General features: G+C 74.3%; 15 protein-coding genes. 12 read left to right on the top strand and 3 right to left on the bottom strand.

Annotation, left to right across the window (positions count from 1 at the left end; all coding sequences use genetic code 11):
* The first annotated feature begins 188 nt into the window (after positions 1-188).
* The 5 genes from QWY28_RS02350 (at position 189) to QWY28_RS02330 (ending at position 4228) form a co-directional block, all read left to right on the top strand.
* Positions 189-1385, top strand: a complete 1197-nt coding sequence (locus QWY28_RS02350) for an acetoin utilization protein AcuC (RefSeq protein ID WP_300950691.1) — start codon at positions 189-191, stop codon at positions 1383-1385.
* A gap of 149 nt (positions 1386-1534) precedes the next feature.
* Positions 1535-1741, top strand: a complete 207-nt coding sequence (locus QWY28_RS02345) for a helix-turn-helix domain-containing protein (RefSeq protein WP_300950690.1) — start codon at positions 1535-1537, stop codon at positions 1739-1741.
* A gap of 124 nt (positions 1742-1865) precedes the next feature.
* Positions 1866-1967: a 30S ribosomal protein bS22 gene (locus tag QWY28_RS02340; protein ID WP_008356322.1), complete on the top strand. Its 102-nt coding sequence runs from the start codon at positions 1866-1868 to the stop codon at positions 1965-1967.
* Between the two features lie 16 nt (positions 1968-1983).
* Positions 1984-3063 (top strand): NAD-dependent epimerase/dehydratase family protein, encoded by a 1080-nt coding sequence (locus tag QWY28_RS02335; protein WP_300950689.1) that lies wholly within the window; start codon positions 1984-1986, stop codon positions 3061-3063.
* Positions 3056-4228 (top strand): 1-acyl-sn-glycerol-3-phosphate acyltransferase, encoded by a 1173-nt coding sequence (locus QWY28_RS02330; protein WP_300950688.1) that lies wholly within the window; start codon positions 3056-3058, stop codon positions 4226-4228. Before QWY28_RS02335 ends, QWY28_RS02330 begins: the two co-directional genes overlap by 8 nt.
* 87 nt (positions 4229-4315) lie before the next feature.
* Here QWY28_RS02330 and QWY28_RS02325 read toward each other — a convergent pair whose 3' ends face one another.
* The 3 genes from QWY28_RS02325 to QWY28_RS02315 form a co-directional block, all read right to left on the bottom strand.
* Positions 4316-5584 carry a DUF5667 domain-containing protein gene (locus QWY28_RS02325; protein ID WP_300950687.1) on the bottom strand — a complete coding sequence of 423 codons (1269 nt, stop codon included), beginning with the start codon at positions 5582-5584 and terminating at the stop codon, positions 4316-4318.
* A 141-nt stretch (positions 5585-5725) separates the two neighbouring features.
* Complete coding sequence (locus QWY28_RS02320) at positions 5726-6511, bottom strand: sigma-70 family RNA polymerase sigma factor (RefSeq protein ID WP_300950686.1); 786 nt, start codon at positions 6509-6511, stop codon at positions 5726-5728.
* Between the two features lie 139 nt (positions 6512-6650).
* Positions 6651-7535 carry an HAD family hydrolase gene (locus QWY28_RS02315; protein ID WP_300950685.1) on the bottom strand — a complete coding sequence of 295 codons (885 nt, stop codon included), beginning with the start codon at positions 7533-7535 and terminating at the stop codon, positions 6651-6653.
* 65 nt (positions 7536-7600) lie between these two features.
* Here QWY28_RS02315 and QWY28_RS02310 point away from each other — a divergent pair, with 65 nt between their 5' ends.
* The 7 genes from QWY28_RS02310 (at position 7601) to hemB (ending at position 15305) form a co-directional block, all read left to right on the top strand.
* Complete coding sequence (locus tag QWY28_RS02310) at positions 7601-9205, top strand: class I adenylate-forming enzyme family protein (RefSeq protein ID WP_300950684.1); 1605 nt, start codon at positions 7601-7603, stop codon at positions 9203-9205.
* Positions 9206-9212: 7 nt separating this feature from the next.
* Positions 9213-9476, top strand: a complete 264-nt coding sequence (locus QWY28_RS02305; RefSeq protein WP_300950683.1) for a glutaredoxin family protein — start codon at positions 9213-9215, stop codon at positions 9474-9476.
* A 196-nt stretch (positions 9477-9672) separates the two neighbouring features.
* Positions 9673-10338, top strand: coding sequence for a redox-sensing transcriptional repressor Rex (locus tag QWY28_RS02300; protein WP_300950682.1), 666 nt, complete (start codon positions 9673-9675; stop codon positions 10336-10338).
* Positions 10335-11666 carry a glutamyl-tRNA reductase gene (locus QWY28_RS02295; RefSeq protein WP_300950681.1) on the top strand — a complete coding sequence of 444 codons (1332 nt, stop codon included), beginning with the start codon at positions 10335-10337 and terminating at the stop codon, positions 11664-11666. The genes QWY28_RS02300 and QWY28_RS02295 overlap by 4 nt, the downstream gene beginning before the upstream one ends.
* Complete coding sequence (gene hemC / locus QWY28_RS02290) at positions 11663-12640, top strand: hydroxymethylbilane synthase (RefSeq protein ID WP_300950680.1); 978 nt, start codon at positions 11663-11665, stop codon at positions 12638-12640. The genes QWY28_RS02295 and hemC overlap by 4 nt, the downstream gene beginning before the upstream one ends.
* The gene (locus QWY28_RS02285) at positions 12637-14298 is read left to right on the top strand and encodes a bifunctional uroporphyrinogen-III C-methyltransferase/uroporphyrinogen-III synthase (protein ID WP_300950679.1); all 1662 of its coding nucleotides are present in this window, start codon (positions 12637-12639) and stop codon (positions 14296-14298) included. The genes hemC and QWY28_RS02285 overlap by 4 nt, the downstream gene beginning before the upstream one ends.
* On the top strand, positions 14295-15305 hold the full coding sequence (gene hemB / locus QWY28_RS02280; protein ID WP_300950678.1) for a porphobilinogen synthase: 1011 nt from the start codon (positions 14295-14297) through the stop codon (positions 15303-15305). Before QWY28_RS02285 ends, hemB begins: the two co-directional genes overlap by 4 nt.
* Positions 15306-15679 lie beyond the last annotated feature (374 nt).

The raw sequence follows: 15679 nt of genomic DNA, 5'->3' as shown, positions 1-15679 counted from the left end.
TCGGTCCCGGACCGGGTCCGGGGCGCGACGAGGCCGCCTCGAGGGCGGCCTGGTGGGTGGGGTGCTGGGAGGTGGGCCGCCTAGGAGGCGGGCCACCACTGGCGGGACGCGGGGAGCAGGGCTCCGGGCGACACGGGCAGGTCGGACAGCACGGGGCGATCATGGCACGGCCGAGTAGCGTCCCGCTCATGACCACGTGCGAGGGACCCTCGGCCGTCGTCTTCGACCAGACCCTGGCGGAGTACGACTTCGGCCCCTCCCACCCGATGTCGCCGCTGCGCGTCGACCTCACCATGCGGCTCGCGACCGAGCTCGGCGTCGTCGGCCCGGGCGCGACCGGTGGCCTGCGCACGGTGCCCGCGCCGGTGGCGAGCAACGACCTCCTCGCCACCGTCCACGACCCCCGGCTGATCGAGGCGGTCGAGCGGGCCGGGCGCGACGTGGCGCCCGACGGCCGGCACGGCCTGGGGACCGACGACAACCCGGTCTTCCGGGACATGCACCACGCCGCCGCGCACGTGGTGGGGGCGAGCGTGGAGGCGTTCCGCCAGGTCTGGTCGGGGGAGGTGCTGCACGCCGCGAACGTCACCGGCGGGCTGCACCACGCGATGCCGGACCGGGCCAGCGGCTTCTGCATCTACAACGACCTTGCCGTCGGCATCCAGCACCTGCTCGACAACGGCGCCCAGCGCGTGGCGTACGTCGACGTCGACGTCCACCACGGCGACGGCGTCGAGCGGATCTTCTGGGACGACCCCCGGGTGCTGACGATCTCCCTGCACGAGACCGGCCAGATGCTCTTCCCCGGCACCGGCTTCCCCGACGACACCGGCGGGCCGGACGCGCCGGGCAGCGCGGTGAACGTCGCGCTGCCGCCGGGCACCTCCGACGCCGGGTGGCTGCGGGCCTTCCACGCGGTCGTCCCGCCGCTGCTGCGCGAGTTCGATCCCGAGGTGCTGGTCACCCAGCACGGCTGCGACTCCCACGCGCAGGATCCCCTCGCCCACCTGATGCTGAGCGTCGACGGCCAGCGGGCGGCGTACCTCGCCCTCCACGAGCTGGCCCACGAGGTCGCCGGCGGCCGGTGGGTGGCGACGGGGGGCGGCGGCTACGCGCTCGTCGAGGTCGTGCCGCGGGCCTGGACCCACCTGCTGGCCATCGTAGGCGGCGCCCCGCTGGACCCCGCCACCGAGACGCCGGGCGGGTGGCGCGAGCACGTACGGGGCCGGCTGGAGCGCACGGCGCCGACCCTGATGACCGACGGCCGCACGCCGGCGTACCGCGACTGGCGCGAGGGCTACGACCCCGACACCTGGCTCGACCGGGCGATCCACGCGACCCGCCTGGCGACCTTCCCGCTGCACGGTCTCGACCCCATGCCGTAGTCCGCGCAAGCGGACACGCCGGTGTCGCAGAAGTTTCTCGAGGTTTCCCCTTCCCCACCAGTCACACGTGCCCCTATTCTCACCGGAGCGCGCCCGTGTGATCACCGGTGGGGAAGCCGGTGGCGGGCGCAGAGAAAGCACGGTGCGCCATGGCTGCCAACCCGCCCGGAGACATCTCCGACGCGAAGTTCCTGACCGTCGCCGAGGTGGCGGCGATGATGCGGGTCTCGAAGATGACCGTCTACCGCCTCGTCCACAACGGCGAGCTCGCCGCCGTGCGCGTGGGCCGGTCCTTCCGCGTCCGCGAGGAGGACGCGAACGAGTACATCCGGCGCAGCTTCTACGACGCCGGCTGACGGCGGCCCGGGCCTGCGGGCCCACGGTTCGGCACCCGATTCTGCTCAGTTCCACGCGGCGGATAGGCTGTCCCGGTCCCGCGGGCGACTCCCGGGGTGACGCACAGCTGTCGAAAGGTATCCCGTGGGTTCTGTCATCAAGAAGCGGCGCAAGCGCATGGCCAAGAAGAAGCACCGCAAGCTGCTGAAGAAGACGCGCGTCCAGCGTCGCAAGCTCGGCAAGTAGGCCTGCGCGCGGCGGTGTGGTGACCAGCGGCCGGGTCGTGCTCGTCACCGGGGTCTCGCGTGACCTCGGTCGACGCTTCGCGCGCTCGCTCGCCGCTGAGCCCTCCGTCCGACGCGTCATCGGCGTCGACGTCGTCCCCCCGCGGGGGGACCTCGGCGACGTCTCCTTCGTGCGGGCTGACATCCGCAACCCGGTGATCGCCAAGGTGATCGCCAAGGAGGACGTCGACACCGTCGTCCACATGAGCATCATCTCCACGCCCGCCAGTGCCGGCGGGCGGGGGACGATGAAGGAGCTCAACGTCATCGGGACGATGCAGCTCCTCGCCGCCTGCCAGAAGGCGCCGAGCCTCCAGCACCTCGTCGTGAAGTCGACGACGACGGTGTACGGCGCCAGCAACCGTGACCCGGCGATGTTCACCGAGGACATGGAGCCCCGCCGCGCCCCGCGCAGCGGCTACGCCAAGGACGTCGCGGAGATCGAGGGCTACGTCCGCGGCTTCGCCCGCCGGCGCTCCGACGTGCGCGTGACCCAGCTGCGCTGCGCCAACGTCATCGGGCCGCACGTCACCAGCCCGATCACCTCCTACTTCCGGCTGCCGGTCATCCCCACCGTCGTGGGCTACGACCCGCGCCTGCAGTTCCTCCACGAGGACGACCTGCTCGCGGTGCTGCGCCACGCGACGGTCGAGGACGTCCCCGGCACCTTCAACGTCGCCGGCGACGGCATCCTCATGCTCTCCCAGGCCGTACGCCGCCTCCGCCGGCCCAGCCTCGCGCTGCCCGCTCCGGCGGTCGGCAGCCTCGGCTCGGTGCTGCGCCGGGCCCGGGTCGCGGACTTCTCGCCCGAGCAGCTGGCCTTCCTCACCTACGGCCGCGGCGTCGACACCACCCGGATGCGCACGATGCTCGGCTACGAGCCGGCGTACACGACCGCGGAGGCGTTCGCCGACTTCGGCCGCTCGCTGCCCGCGACCGGCGGGCACGCCGACCGCGTCCTCGCCGCGGTGCAGGACCAGCTCGACCGCGGGGCCGCCCGGCCCCTCCCGACGCTCCCGGCGTCGGCCGCGCCGACAGGGGGGCCCGACCATGGGTGACGCCGAGATCATCCCGATCGGCACGCGTGGTCGGCCCGGCCGCGGCACCGGCAAGCAGCCGTCCTCGGCGGCGCGCGACCTCGCCGCGGGCCGCCCGGCCCCGCGCCGGCCCCAGTCGACGACCGGACCCGAGACCGGGCCCGGTCCGGCCGCAGGGTCGCGGCCGGAGCCGGTCGAGGAGTCCGTGCAGGTCCAGCCCGTGCAGCCCGTCGAGCCCGGCCCGGCGCCGGCGCCGCGGGTCCCGGTGACCACCGAGGACCGCGACCCGCGGGGCATCCCCCTCTCGGACTGGCTCGCAGCCTTCCAGCACGCGGCCCGTGAGGTCTTCGGCGACGAGTGGGAGCCGCAGCTGGCCCGGCTGCTCGCGTTCCTGCGCCGCCGGGTGACCGGCGACTACGCCGTCGACGAGTACGGCTTCGACCAGGAGATCACCGAGCGGTTCTTCATGGCCGCCCTGCGCCCGATCGCGGAGAAGTGGTTCCGCATCGAGGTGCGCGGCATCGAGAACGTCCCGGCGGACGGGGGAGCGCTCGTCGTCTCCAACCACTCCGGCACCATCCCGGTCGACGGGCTGATGACGATGGTCTCCATCCACGACCACACCGGCCGGTTCCTGCGCCCGCTGGGGGCGGACCTGGTCTTTCGGATGCCGGTGCTCAGCACGCTCGCCCGCAAGGGCGGGGCCACCCTGGCCTGCAACGAGGACGCCGAGCGGATGCTGCGCGGCGGGGAGCTCGTCGGCGTGTGGCCCGAGGGCTTCAAGGGGATCGGCAAGCCCTACTCCGACCGGTACAAGCTGCAGCGGTTCGGCCGCGGCGGCTTCGTGTCCGCGGCGCTGCGCACCGGGGTGCCGATCGTGCCGCTCTCGGTCGTCGGCGCCGAGGAGATCTACCCGCTGGTGGGCAACGTGACCTGGCTGGCGCGGCTGCTGGGCCTGCCCTACGTCCCGGTCACGCCGCTCTTCCCCTGGCTCGGCCCGCTCGGCCTGGTCCCGCTGCCCTCGAAGTGGCTGCTGGAGTTCGGCGAGCCGGTGCGCACCGACGAGTACGACGAGGGCGCGGCCGACGACCCGATGCTGGTCTTCAACGTCACCGACCAGGTGCGCGAGTCGATCCAGCAGACGCTCTACACGCTGCTCATGCAGCGTCAGTCCGTCTTCCGCTAGCTTCTGTCGGACGGCGCGTCGCAACGGAGCTCCGCTCCGTGCCGCGTCGCGGCCGGCGCCACGCCGCCGGTCAGCCGAGCGCGCGGGTCAGGGCTTCTTCGTGCTCGGGGAGCTCGGCGGCTGGAGGATGCCGTCGACGAGGTCGCCGACCCCGCCGAGGACGTCGTCGATGACCTCGGGGAGGGTGGTGGGCGTCGAGGTGGTCGTGCCGCCGCCGTTGCCACCGGAGCCGCCGGAGCCGCCGCCGTTGGTGCCGCCACCGAGGAGGTTGCCGAGCACGTCGCCGACGGTGGACGGCTGGCTCGACGGACCGGAGGACGGCTGCTGCTGGGGCTCGCCGACCAGCGGCGGGAGGGTCGGGGTGTCGGTGGGGGTGGCCTGCCCGCCGGTGCCCTGGCCGGGGCGGACGTCGCCGGTCCGGCCGCCGGTCTTGCCGTCGCCCTTGCCCGTCCCGGTCCCCTGGGGAGCCTGGGCGGTGCGGATCGGCTCGGTCAGCGCGCCGACCAGCCCGCCGAGGACGTCCTCGACGGCCTTCACGGCGAACGGCGGGATGACCGAGATGCCCTCGCCGCCGCAGACGGTGCACAGCGCGGCGGCCTCGGCGTCGATCTGGGTCAGCAGCTGGGCGGCCTGGATCAGGGCGGCGCGGGCGCCGTCGGGCAGCATGCTCTCCAGCTCGGCGAGGGCCGCCATGCTGGTGCCGGTGAAGTCGCGCAGGTCGGCGATCGCCTCGGCGTGGCCGTTCTGCTCGTAGTCGTTGATGAGGAGCTCGGAGGCGGCGCCGGCCTGCTCGGTGAACTCCGCCAGCGTCGTCGCGATGGTCTCGGCGGTCGCGGCCTCGCGCGCCTCCTCGGACTGGCTGAGCTGCTCGACCTCGCGCAGGCGACCCTCCGCGTTGGCGAGCAGCGTGCTGCCCTTCTGGTTGTCGCTGACGCTGAAGCCGGTCTGGGCGTTCTCGATGGCCCGCTTGAGCGGGTACAGCGTGTCGCCGGGGAGCGCGGACTGCGCGGCCACCGCCATGGAGGTGGTGGCGCCGACGATCGCGAAGCCACCGACCGCGGCAGCGATCCGCCGGTCCCGCGCGGTACGTCGCGGGGCGAGCGTCAGGCGGCTCTCGGCGTCCGCGCGGGTGCCTGCGGGCGTCGGCACGAGCGCCGTGGCGGCCTCGGTCATCAGCCGCTCGCGCAGGTCGGCGACGAACGCGGGCCGGGCCTCGACCGGCGGCGTGGAGCGCAGGGCCCGGGCCAGCTCGGCGAGCTCGGCGGTCCGTGTGTCGTGCAGCTCGCGCGTCGAGGCGCCCTCGACCAGGGAGTTGAACTCCTCGGCGCGTCGACGCGCCGCGAACACGGGGCTCATCGGATCAGTCCTGTCGTCTCGGTCGTGCCCACGCGCCACTGCGCAGGCACCCGGCACAACGACGGGTCGACGAGAGAGGTTACGCGCGGCGCGACGCGGCGCGCGTCACGGTCTGCACGGGCGCGGGGGAGGGCACAGGTCTCAGCCACGGAGCCCCTCCGGCATCAGCTTGGCGAGGTTGCGCACGCCCCGGAGCTGGAGCTGCTTGACGGCCCCGTCGCTGCGGCCGAGCACGGCGGCGGTCTCGGCGATGCTCATCCCCTGCAGGAAGCGCATGACCAGGCAGTCGCGCTGCTCGTCGGGCAGCTCGGTGAGGGCCTTGAGCAGGATCTCGTTGGTCAGGCTCGCGAGCACGGCGGCCTCGGGGCCCTCGGTCGCGTCGTCGTGCTGGCCCATGTCCTCGGTGGTCATCTCGAGGCGGGTGCGGCCGGCCTTGAAGTGGTCGGTCGCGAGGTTGCGGGCGATGGTCATCAGCCAGGCGCCGAAGTCCTTGCCCTGCCAGCGGAAGTTCTGCATCGAGCGCAGCGCGCGGAAGAAGGTCTCGGAGGTGAGGTCCTCGGCGAGCGCGGCGGAGCGGGTCCGGTAGAAGAGGAAGCGGTAGACCGAGCCCTGGTAGTGGTCGTAGAGCAGGCCGAACGCGTCGGCGTCGCCGCCGCGGGCCAGCTCGACCAGGGCGATCAGGCGGCTGCGGTCGGCCTCGGACTCCTCCGAGGAGGTGGCCAGCGCGCCGTCGTCGTACGAGGGGCCGCCGGGGCCGCCGGGCGCGCCCAGGCCGTCGCCGGCCAGCGCCTCGGTCCACAGCACGTGCGCGCCGGGCGCGGACCCGCCCAGGGCCAGCGCCGCGGTCGTGGCAGGGGTGAGCAGGCGCGCGACCTCGCTGCGCAGGGCTTCGAGCCCGCGCGCGACACCCGCACCGTCCCACGGCATGTGGACAACCCCTCCCGGCCGACAGCTCCCCCGAGCCACTGTCGATGGTAGGCCCGCTTCCCGCCCCGTGGGAACGAAACGGCCCAAGAGAGGTCCAGACCATCCGACACGCGGACGACGCGCTGTTGTTACCGGATGGTCACCTGCGCCGGCCGCGGAGCGCAACCCCCGCGGCGACGGTGCCGGTCGCGGCACCCGTCACGGCGCCGAGCAGGAGCCCGGCCCGGGCCGCCTTGCGGCCGGTGCGGTAGTCGCGGACCCGCCACCCCTGCTGGCGGGCGTGGGCGCGCAGCCGGGCGTCGGGGTTGATCGCGCAGGGGTCGCCGACGAGCTCGAGCATCGGCAGGTCGTTGTAGGAGTCGGAGTACGCCGAGCACCGGGCCAGGTCGAGCCCCTCGCGGGCCGCGAGGGCCTTGACCGCCTCGGCCTTGGCCGGCCCGTGGAGCATGTCGCCGACCAGGCGCCCGGTGTAGACGCCGTCGACGTGCTCGGCGACCGTGCCCATGGCGCCGGTCAGCCCGAGGCGCCGGGCGATGATCTGGGCGATCTCGATCGGCGCGGCGGTGACCAGCCAGACCCGTTGGCCCTCGTCGAGGTGGAGCTGGGCCTGGGCGCGGGTGCCCGGCCAGATCCGGTGCGCCATCGCCTCCTCGAAGATCTCCTCGCCGAGGTCCTGCAGCTCGGCGACGGTGTGGCCGGCGATGAAGCTGAGCGCGGAGTTGCGGGCGTCGGCGACGTGGTCGGGGTCCTCGACGCCGACCAGGCGGAAGTAGGCCTGCTTCCACGCGGCACCCACGATCTCCCGGCTGGAGAAGAACTTGCGGCGGTGCAGCCCGCGCGCGAGGTGGAAGATGCTGGCGCCCTGCATGACGGTGTTGTCGACGTCGAAGAACGCCGCCGCGGTCGGGTCGGCCGGATGGTTCAGGGCCCGCTCGACCTCGGCCGCCGAGGCCGCCGCCTCGCCCGCGAGCGCGGAGCGCTGGCGCAGGTCCAGCGGGATCCGGGGGCGCTCGGGCGGGGTCACGCGGCTCAGCGTAGACCTGACGCGGACCCCCGGCGCGGGCGTGCGCCGTGTGGAAGGATCCGTCCATGCCCGACCTGTCCGGACCGCCCGCGCGGACCGCCGGGCGCGCCCGCGACCTCGCCGACCTCGTCGCCGTCGCCGCGCAGGACAACCCCGGCAAGCTGGCCGTGGTCGAGGCCGGCGGCCGCAGCGCGACCTGGGCCGAGCTCGAGGACGAGGTCGGACGGGTCGCCACCGGCCTCGGCGCCGCAGGGATCGTCGCCGGCCACCGTGTGCTGCTCGTGCTCGGCAACCGGCTGGAGTTCGTGACGACGTACCTCGCGGTGCTGCGCGCGCAGGCCGTCGCCGTCCCCGTCAACCCCGGCTCGACCGCCGGCGAGCTGGCGCGGGTGCTCGCCGACTGCGGCGCCCGGATGGTCCTGGCCGACCCCGACACGGTGCGCACGGTCCGCGCCGCCGTCGTCGACCCCGCCGGGCCCGCGACCCCGCCCCGCGTGGTCGTCGTCGGCGGGACCCTGCAGCCGGGGGAGCGCTCCTACGACCACCTCCGCGCGGACCGCGCGCGGCCGGTGCCGCCGCTGCAGGACCCCGAGAAGCTGGCGGTGCTCCTCTACACCAGTGGTACGTCGGGGCTCCCGCGCGCCGCGATGCTGACCCACCGGGCGCTGCTGGCCAACATCGAGCAGGTCGCCTCGGTGAGCCCGCCGATGATCCACGGGGACGACGTGGTGCTCGGCGTGCTCCCGCTCTTCCACGTCTACGGGCTGAACGCGGTGCTCGGCGGCGTGCTGCGCCACCGCGCCAAGCTGGTGCTCGTCGACCGGTTCGACCCCGAGGGCACCCTGGACCTGGTCGAGGACGAGGCGTGCAGCGTCGTGCCGGTCGCACCGCCGGTCTTCGCCCACTGGCGGGGCGTCGACGGTCTCGCCGAGCGGCTCGGCCCGGTGCGGCTCGTGCTGTCGGGGTCCGCGCCCCTCGCGCCCGAGGTCGTGGAGGACTTCACCGGGGTCACCGGCGTCCCGGTCCACCAGGGCTACGGGCTCACCGAGGCCGCCCCGGTCGTCACCAGCACGCTGTGCTCCACCGCCCCCGCCGGGCCGGCGCGCGGCTCGGTCGGCGGCCCGCTGCCCGGCATCGAGGTGCGGCTCGTCGACGCGGGCGGCCGCGCGCTGCCCGCCGGCGACGACCCCGGCGAGATCCAGGTCCGCGGCGAGAACCTGTTCAGCGGCTACTGGCCCGACGGTGCGGACGGCCCCCGGGAGGACGGCTGGTGGAGCACCGGCGACGTCGGCATCCTCGACGAGGCCGGTGACCTCACGCTGGTGGACCGGGTCAAGGAGCTGGTCATCGTCTCCGGGTTCAACGTCTTCCCGGTCGAGGTCGAGGACGTCGTCCGGGAGACGCCCGGCGTGCTCGAGGCGGCCGTCATCGGCGTCGCCGACGAGACGACCGGCGAGGCGGTCGTCGCCTACGTCGTGGCCGAGCCGGGCGCCGACCCCGCGGCGGTCCACCGCGCGGCGGTCGAGCGGTGCGCGGCCCGCCTGGCGGCGTACAAACGTCCGGTCCGGCTCGAGGTCGTCCCCGAGCTCCCGCTGACCGTCACCGGGAAGGTCCAGAAGGGCCGGCTGCGCCAGCTCGAGCGGCGCCGGGCGCTGGGCCTGCTGGAGTGAGGCGGCGGTGAGGCTGCGCCGACGGGCCCCGGGGCCGCGGGTCACGCTCTACTCCAAGCCGGGCTGCCACCTGTGCGACGACGCCCGGCTCGTGGTCGAGCGGGTCTGCGCCGACCTCGGGATCGGCTGGACCGAGCAGTCGATCCTCGAGGACCCCGACCTGCTCGAGCGGTACGGCGAGGAGATCCCGGTGGTCCTCGTCGACGGCCGGCAGCACACCTTCTGGCGGGTCGACGAGGCGCGGCTGCGCTCCGCGCTCGTCCGCGGCTGACGCGTCCGGCCGCGGCCCGTCGCGGACGGCCCGACACCCCCGTGCGTGTTGGCCTTCTCACATGTGCTAGGCCACGGGCTCCGACGGCCGCCGTCCGTTTTGTTCTCCCGTTCACAAACTCCTACAGTGGCCGAGCCGCTGAGCGAACCCGGGCCCGGAACGGCCCCCGCCGCGGCATGGCTGGGAAGAGCTGCACGTGACCGCACGGACTTCGACCGAGAGTGCTCGGGACATCCCCGAGGCCACGGTCGCGCGACTCCCCGTCTACCTCCGTGCGCTGACGGCGCTCTCGGAGGCGGGCACCGGGACCTGCTCGAGCGAGGCCCTCGCGGCGGCGGCGGGCGTCAACAGCGCCAAGCTGCGCAAGGACCTGTCCTACCTGGGCTCCTACGGCACGCGGGGCGTCGGCTACGACGTCGACTACCTGCGCTACCAGATCGCCCGCGAGATCGGCGTGACCCAGGACTGGCCGGTCGTCATCGTCGGCATCGGCAACCTCGGGCACGCCCTGGCCAACTACTCCGGCTTCCGCAGCCGCGGCTTCCGCACGGTCGCCCTGCTCGACGCCGACCCGGCCCGCCACGGCGAGATGGTGGCCGGGATCGAGGTCCAGCCCTTCTCCGACCTCGAGTCGATCGTCGCCGAGCACGGCGTCGCCATCGGCGTCATCGCCACCCCCGCGGTCGCGGCCCAGGCCGTGGCCGACCGGATGGTGGCGTGCGGGATCACCAGCATCCTGAACTTCGCGGCCGGCGTGCTCTCGGTGCCGGCCGGGGTCGACGTGCGCAAGGTCGACCTCTCCGTCGAGCTGCAGGTCCTCGCCTACCACGAGCAGCGCAAGGCCCAAGGAGAGCTCGCATGAGCGTCCTCGTCGTCGGCATCTCCCACAACACCGCGCCGGTGGCGCTGCTCGAGCGGCTCGCCATGACGCGCGAGGAGGTGCCCAAGCTGGTCCACGACGCGTCGACCTGCGCCCACGTCAACGAGGCGACGGTCATCGCCACGTGCAACCGCCTCGAGCTCTACGCCGACGTGGACCGCTTCCACGGCTCGGTCGAGGAGCTCTCGACGCTCCTGGTCGACCGCGCGGGCGAGACGACCTCGGCGATGCTGCCGCACCTCTACGTCCACTACGACGACGGCGCGGTCTCCCACCTCTTCCAGGTCGCGGCCGGGCTGGACTCCATGGCCGTCGGCGAGGGCCAGATCCTCGGCCAGACCCGCGAGGCGCTGCGGATGGGCCAGGAGCTCGGCACGGTCGGCCCGGCCCTCAACGTGCTGTTCCAGCAGGCGCTGCGCGTCGGCAAGCGCTCGCGCGCCGAGACCGGCATCGACCGGGCCGCGCCGTCGCTGGTCACCGCCGCGCTGGAGCGGGTCGGCGGCGACCCGACCGCGCCCGACGACGAGCTCGACCCGACCGCCGACCTGCGCAGCTCGGTGGGCGGCAAGCGCGTCGTGGTCGTCGGCGCAGGTGCGATGGCCGGCCTGGCCACCGCCACGGTCGCGCGCCTCGGCGCCGAGGACATCGTGGTCGTCAACCGCTCCGCCGAGCGCGCCCAGCGGCTCGCCGAGGAGCACGGCGCCCGCCCCGCGCTGCTGGCCGACCTCCCGGGGGAGCTGGCCGAGGCCGACCTCGTCGTGACGTGCGCCGGCGCGACGGGCGTGCTCGTCACCGCCGACATGGTCGCCTCGCGACCGGTGCAGAAGCCGATCTCCTTCGTCGACCTCGCCCTCCCGCACGACGTCGACCCCGCGGTCGCCGACCTGCCGGGCGTGACCCTGGTCGACCTCGCGTCGCTGGCCGAGGCGCTGCACGCCTCCGAGGCCGGCCGCGAGGTGCTCGAGGTGCGCCGGATCGTGACCGAGGAGGTCGGCGCGTTCCTCGCCGCGCGCCGCAGCGCGAGCGTGACCCCGACCGTCGTCGCGCTGCGCTCGATGGCCACGTCCGTGGTCGACGCCGAGATGACGCGCCTGGACCACCGGCTCCCGGGTCTCGACCCGGCCGTCCGCGACGAGGTGCTCCACACGGTGCGGCGGGTGGCCGACAAGCTGCTCCACGAGCCCACCGTGCGGGTCAAGGAGCTGGCCAACGAGACCGGCGCGGTGTCGTACGCCGCCGCGCTGGCCGAGCTCTTCGCCCTCGACCCCGAGGCCGTCACCGCCGTCACCCGTCCCGAGGGCCTCTCGTGAGCGCCCCGATCCGGGTCGGCACCCGTGCCTCGGTGCTCGCGACCACCCAGAGCGGGCACGTCGCGGACATGATCCGCGAGCAGCTCGGCCGCGAGGTGGAGCTGGTGGAGGTCCGCACCGACGGCGACCGCAGCCAGGCGGCGGGCACCCCGCTGGCCGAGGCCGGCGGCGTCGGCGTCTTCGTGGCCGCGCTGCGCGACGCCCTCGTCGCCGGCGAGGTCGACGTGGCGGTGCACTCCCTCAAGGACATCCCGACCTACCCGACCCCCGGCATCACGCTGGCCGCGGTCCCGGTCCGCGAGGACCCCCGCGACGTCGTCGTCGCCCGTGACGGGCTGACCTTGGGCGAGCTCCCCGTGGGCTCCCGGGTCGGCACCGGTTCGCCCCGCCGGGTCGCCCAGCTGGAGGCGCTCGGCCTCGGCCTCGACCTGGTCGGGGTGCGCGGCAACGTCGACACCCGGATCGGCAAGGTCCGCTCCGGGGAGTACGACGCCGTCGTGCTCGCCCGTGCCGGCCTGGCCCGCATCGGCCGGCTCGACGAGGTCACCGAGGTGCTCGACCCGCTCCAGGTGCTGCCCGCCCCCGGGCAGGGCGCCCTCGCGATCGAGTGCCGCAGCGACGACCCGCTGCTCGCCGAGCTGGTCGCCCTGGAGGACCCGGCGACCCGCGCGGCCGTCGACGCAGAACGTGCCGTGCTCGCGACGCTCGAAGGCGGGTGCACCGCACCGATCGGTGCCCTCGCCGACGTCGTCGAGGGCGAGGACGGCGAGGAGCTGTGGGTGAGGGCCGTGGCGCTCTCGCCCGACGGGGCGCTCTCGGTGCGGATGTCCGCATCGGGTACCCCGGCCGACGCGGTCGGCGTCGGCACCCGGCTGGCCGGCGAGATGCTCGCCGACGGCGCCGGGGACCTCGACCAGCAGCACGACCAGCAGGACCAGCCACAACTCGAGCCAGAACAGGTGCGCAACGCATGACCCGAGGCAAGACCACCACCGCCACCACCACGCCCGGCTGGGTGTCGTTCGTCGGCAGCGGGCCCGGTGACCCGGACCTGCTCACCGTGCGCGCCGCGGAGCTCCTCCGCCAGGCCGACGTCGTGGTGACCGAGGCCCCCGAGCACGTCACGCTCGTCCGCACCGTCCTCGGCCTGCCCGAGCCGGTCGAGGGCGTCGAGACGAGCCCCGAGAAGGCCGGTCCGGAGCTCGTCGACGGCGGCTTCGGCGAGGACGGCCAGCCGCTGACCCACGCCGCCCGGGCGAAGGTCGTCGTCAAGCAGGCCAAGCGCGGTCTGCGGGTCGTGCGCCTGATGACCGGTGACCCGTTCCTCTACGCATCCGGCCCGGAGGAGGCCCAGGCCTGCGCCAAGGCCTGCATCGGCTTCGAGATCGTCCCGGGCGTCTCCTCGGTCAGCGCGGTCCCGGCGTACGCCGGCATCCCGCTCACCACCAAGGACCACCGCGAGGTCGCCGTCGTCACGTGCGGGGAGAAGGTCGAGTGGTCGCAGTACGCCGACGACCGCACGCTCGTGCTGCTCTCCGCCGTCGGCCAGATCGGTGAGATCTCCAAGGCGCTCGTCGCCGCCGGCCGCAGCCCGCAGACGCCGGTCGCGATGACCCGCGTCGGCACGACCACCGGCCAGTCGACCGTCTGCTCTACGCTCGCCGACATCGCCGCCGACGCCCGCGCGGCGCGGATGGCGCCGCCGGCGATCATCGTGGTCGGCGAGGTCGTCGACCTGCGCCAGACGCTGTCGTGGTTCGAGACCAAGCCGCTCTTCGGCTGGCGCGTGCTGGTGCCCCGCACCAAGGACCAGGCCGGCGTGCTGTCGGCCCGGCTCCGCGGCTACGGCGCCGTGCCCGAGGAGGTCCCGACGATCTCCGTCGAGCCGCCGCGCAACCCCCTGCAGATGGACAAGGCCGTCCGCGGCCTCGTCGAGGGCCGCTACGAGTGGATCGCCTTCACCTCGGTCAACGCGGTCAAGGCGGTGCGAGAGAAGTTCGAGGAGTACGGCCTCGACGCCCGCGCGTTCTCCGGCCTCAAGATCGCCGCCGTCGGCGACAAGACCGCCCAGGCCATCGCCGCGTGGGGCCTGCGCGCCGACCTGGTGCCGACCGGCGAGCAGTCCGCCGCCGGCCTGCTCGAGGTGTGGCCGGAGTACGACGAGGTGCTCGACCCGATCAACCGGGTCTTCCTGCCCCGCGCCGACATCGCCACGGAGAACCTCGTCGCCGGCCTGATCGACCTCGGCTGGGAGTGCGACGACGTCACGGCGTACCGCACCGTCCGCGCCACCCCGCCCCCGGCGCCGGTGCGCGACGCGATCAAGACCGGCAAGTTCGACGCGGTCGTCTTCACCTCGTCCTCGACGGTGCGCAACCTGGTCGGCATCGCCGGCAAGCCACACCCGTCGACGATCATCGCGGTCATCGGCCCGCAGACGGCCAAGACCGCCGAGGAGCACGGCCTGCGGGTCGACGTGATGGCGCCCAAGCCCGACGTCGAGGTGCTCGTCGACGCGCTCGCCGACTTCGGTGCGGCCCGTCGCACGTCGATGGTCGAGGCCGGCCAGCCCGTCACGCGCCCCTCCGAGCGCAAGCCGTCCGCCCGGCGTACCAAGGCCTCCTCGCGGTGACCGAGGCCGCCGCCGAGGGCCTCGCCAAAGGCCTGCGACCCGTCGTCCGCCCGCGGCGCCTGCGCACCACGCCGGCGCTGCGGCGGATGGTCGCGGAGACCTCGCTCGAGGCGCGGCAGCTGGTGCTGCCGCTGTTCGTGCGTGAGGGCATCGACGCCCCGGCGCCGATCTCCTCGATGCCCGGGGTCGTGCAGCACTCGCGGTCCTCGCTGCTCGGCGCGGTCGCGGAGGCGGCCGAGCTCGGGCTCGGCGGCGTGATGCTCTTCGGCATCCCGGGGAGCAAGGACGCCACCGGCTCCGGCGCGATCGATCCCGCCGGGGTGCTCAACCTCGCCATCACCGACGTGGTCGCCGAGGTCGGCGACGCGCTCACGGTGATGAGCGACCTGTGCCTCGACGAGTTCACCGACCACGGGCACTGCGGGCTGCTCACCCCCGACGGCCGCGTCGACAACGACCGGACGCTGGAGCGGTACGCCGAGATGGCGCTCGCCCAGGCCGACGCCGGCGTCGACATGGTCGGCCCCAGCGGGATGATGGACGGCCAGGTCGGTGTCGTGCGCGCCGCCCTCGACGCCGCCGGGCACACCGACGTCTCGGTGCTGGCCTACTCCGCGAAGTACGCCTCCGCCTTCTTCGGCCCCTTCCGCGAGGCCGTCGACTCCTCCCTCGTCGGGGACCGGCGCACCTACCAGCAGGACCCCGCCAACGGGGTGGAGGGCGTCCGTGAGGCGCTGCTCGACGTCGAGCAGGGCGCCGACCTGGTCATGGTCAAGCCGGCGCTGTCCTACCTCGACGTCGTCCGCCGCGTGCGGGACGCCGTCGACGTCCCCGTCGCGGCGTACAACGTCTCGGGGGAGTACGCCATGCTCGAGGCCGCCGCCGCCCAGGGCTGGATCGACCGCGAGCCGGCCATCCTGGAGTCGCTGGTCTCCATCCGCCGCGCCGGCGCCGACATCGTGCTGACCTACTGGGCCGCCGAGGCCGCGCGCCTGCTGCGTCGCTGACCCGTCCACGCGACCGCCGCTGGTCGAGCAGGATGGCCGCTGGGTAGCACCGTTGGTCGAGCAGGAGGGCCGCCAGGCCCGACGGTGTCGAGACCCGGTGAGGTGTGCGGGGCTTGGGGCTGTGGGTCGCTTGCGGGGTCTCGACGACGCTCGCTGGCGCTCGCTGCTCGACCAGCGGTTGGTCGAGCAGGAGGGCCGCCAGGCCCGACGGTGTCGAGACCCGGTGAGGTGTGCGGGGCTTGGGGCTGTGGGTCGCTTGCGGGGTCTCGACGACGCTCGCTGGCGCTCGCTGCTCGACCAGCGGTTGGTCGAGCAGGAGGGCCGCCAGGCCCGACGGTGTCGAGACCCGGTGAGGTGTGCGGGGCCTGGGGCTG

The organism is Nocardioides oceani (assembly GCF_030412965.1).
Taxonomy (GTDB): Bacteria; Actinomycetota; Actinomycetes; order Propionibacteriales; family Nocardioidaceae; genus Nocardioides; species Nocardioides oceani.
The sequence above is the reverse complement of the archived record's forward strand: the minus strand, read 5'-3'. Positions and strand labels throughout refer to the sequence as shown.

Bases quoted from the DNA above. Each gene is read 5' to 3' on its own strand.
- QWY28_RS02285 (WP_300950679.1), top strand. From the start codon at position 12,637: ATGACCCGAGGCAAGACCACCACCGCCACCACCACGCCCGGCTGGGTG.
- QWY28_RS02295 (WP_300950681.1), top strand. From the start codon at position 10,335: ATGAGCGTCCTCGTCGTCGGCATCTCCCACAACACCGCGCCGGTGGCG.
- QWY28_RS02345 (WP_300950690.1), top strand. From the start codon at position 1,535: ATGGCTGCCAACCCGCCCGGAGACATCTCCGACGCGAAGTTCCTGACC.
- QWY28_RS02325 (WP_300950687.1), bottom strand. From the start codon at position 5,584: ATGAGCCCCGTGTTCGCGGCGCGTCGACGCGCCGAGGAGTTCAACTCC.
- QWY28_RS02320 (WP_300950686.1), bottom strand. From the start codon at position 6,511: ATGCCGTGGGACGGTGCGGGTGTCGCGCGCGGGCTCGAAGCCCTGCGC.
- QWY28_RS02350 (WP_300950691.1), top strand. From the start codon at position 189: ATGACCACGTGCGAGGGACCCTCGGCCGTCGTCTTCGACCAGACCCTG.
- QWY28_RS02310 (WP_300950684.1), top strand. From the start codon at position 7,601: ATGCCCGACCTGTCCGGACCGCCCGCGCGGACCGCCGGGCGCGCCCGC.
- QWY28_RS02330 (WP_300950688.1), top strand. From the start codon at position 3,056: ATGGGTGACGCCGAGATCATCCCGATCGGCACGCGTGGTCGGCCCGGC.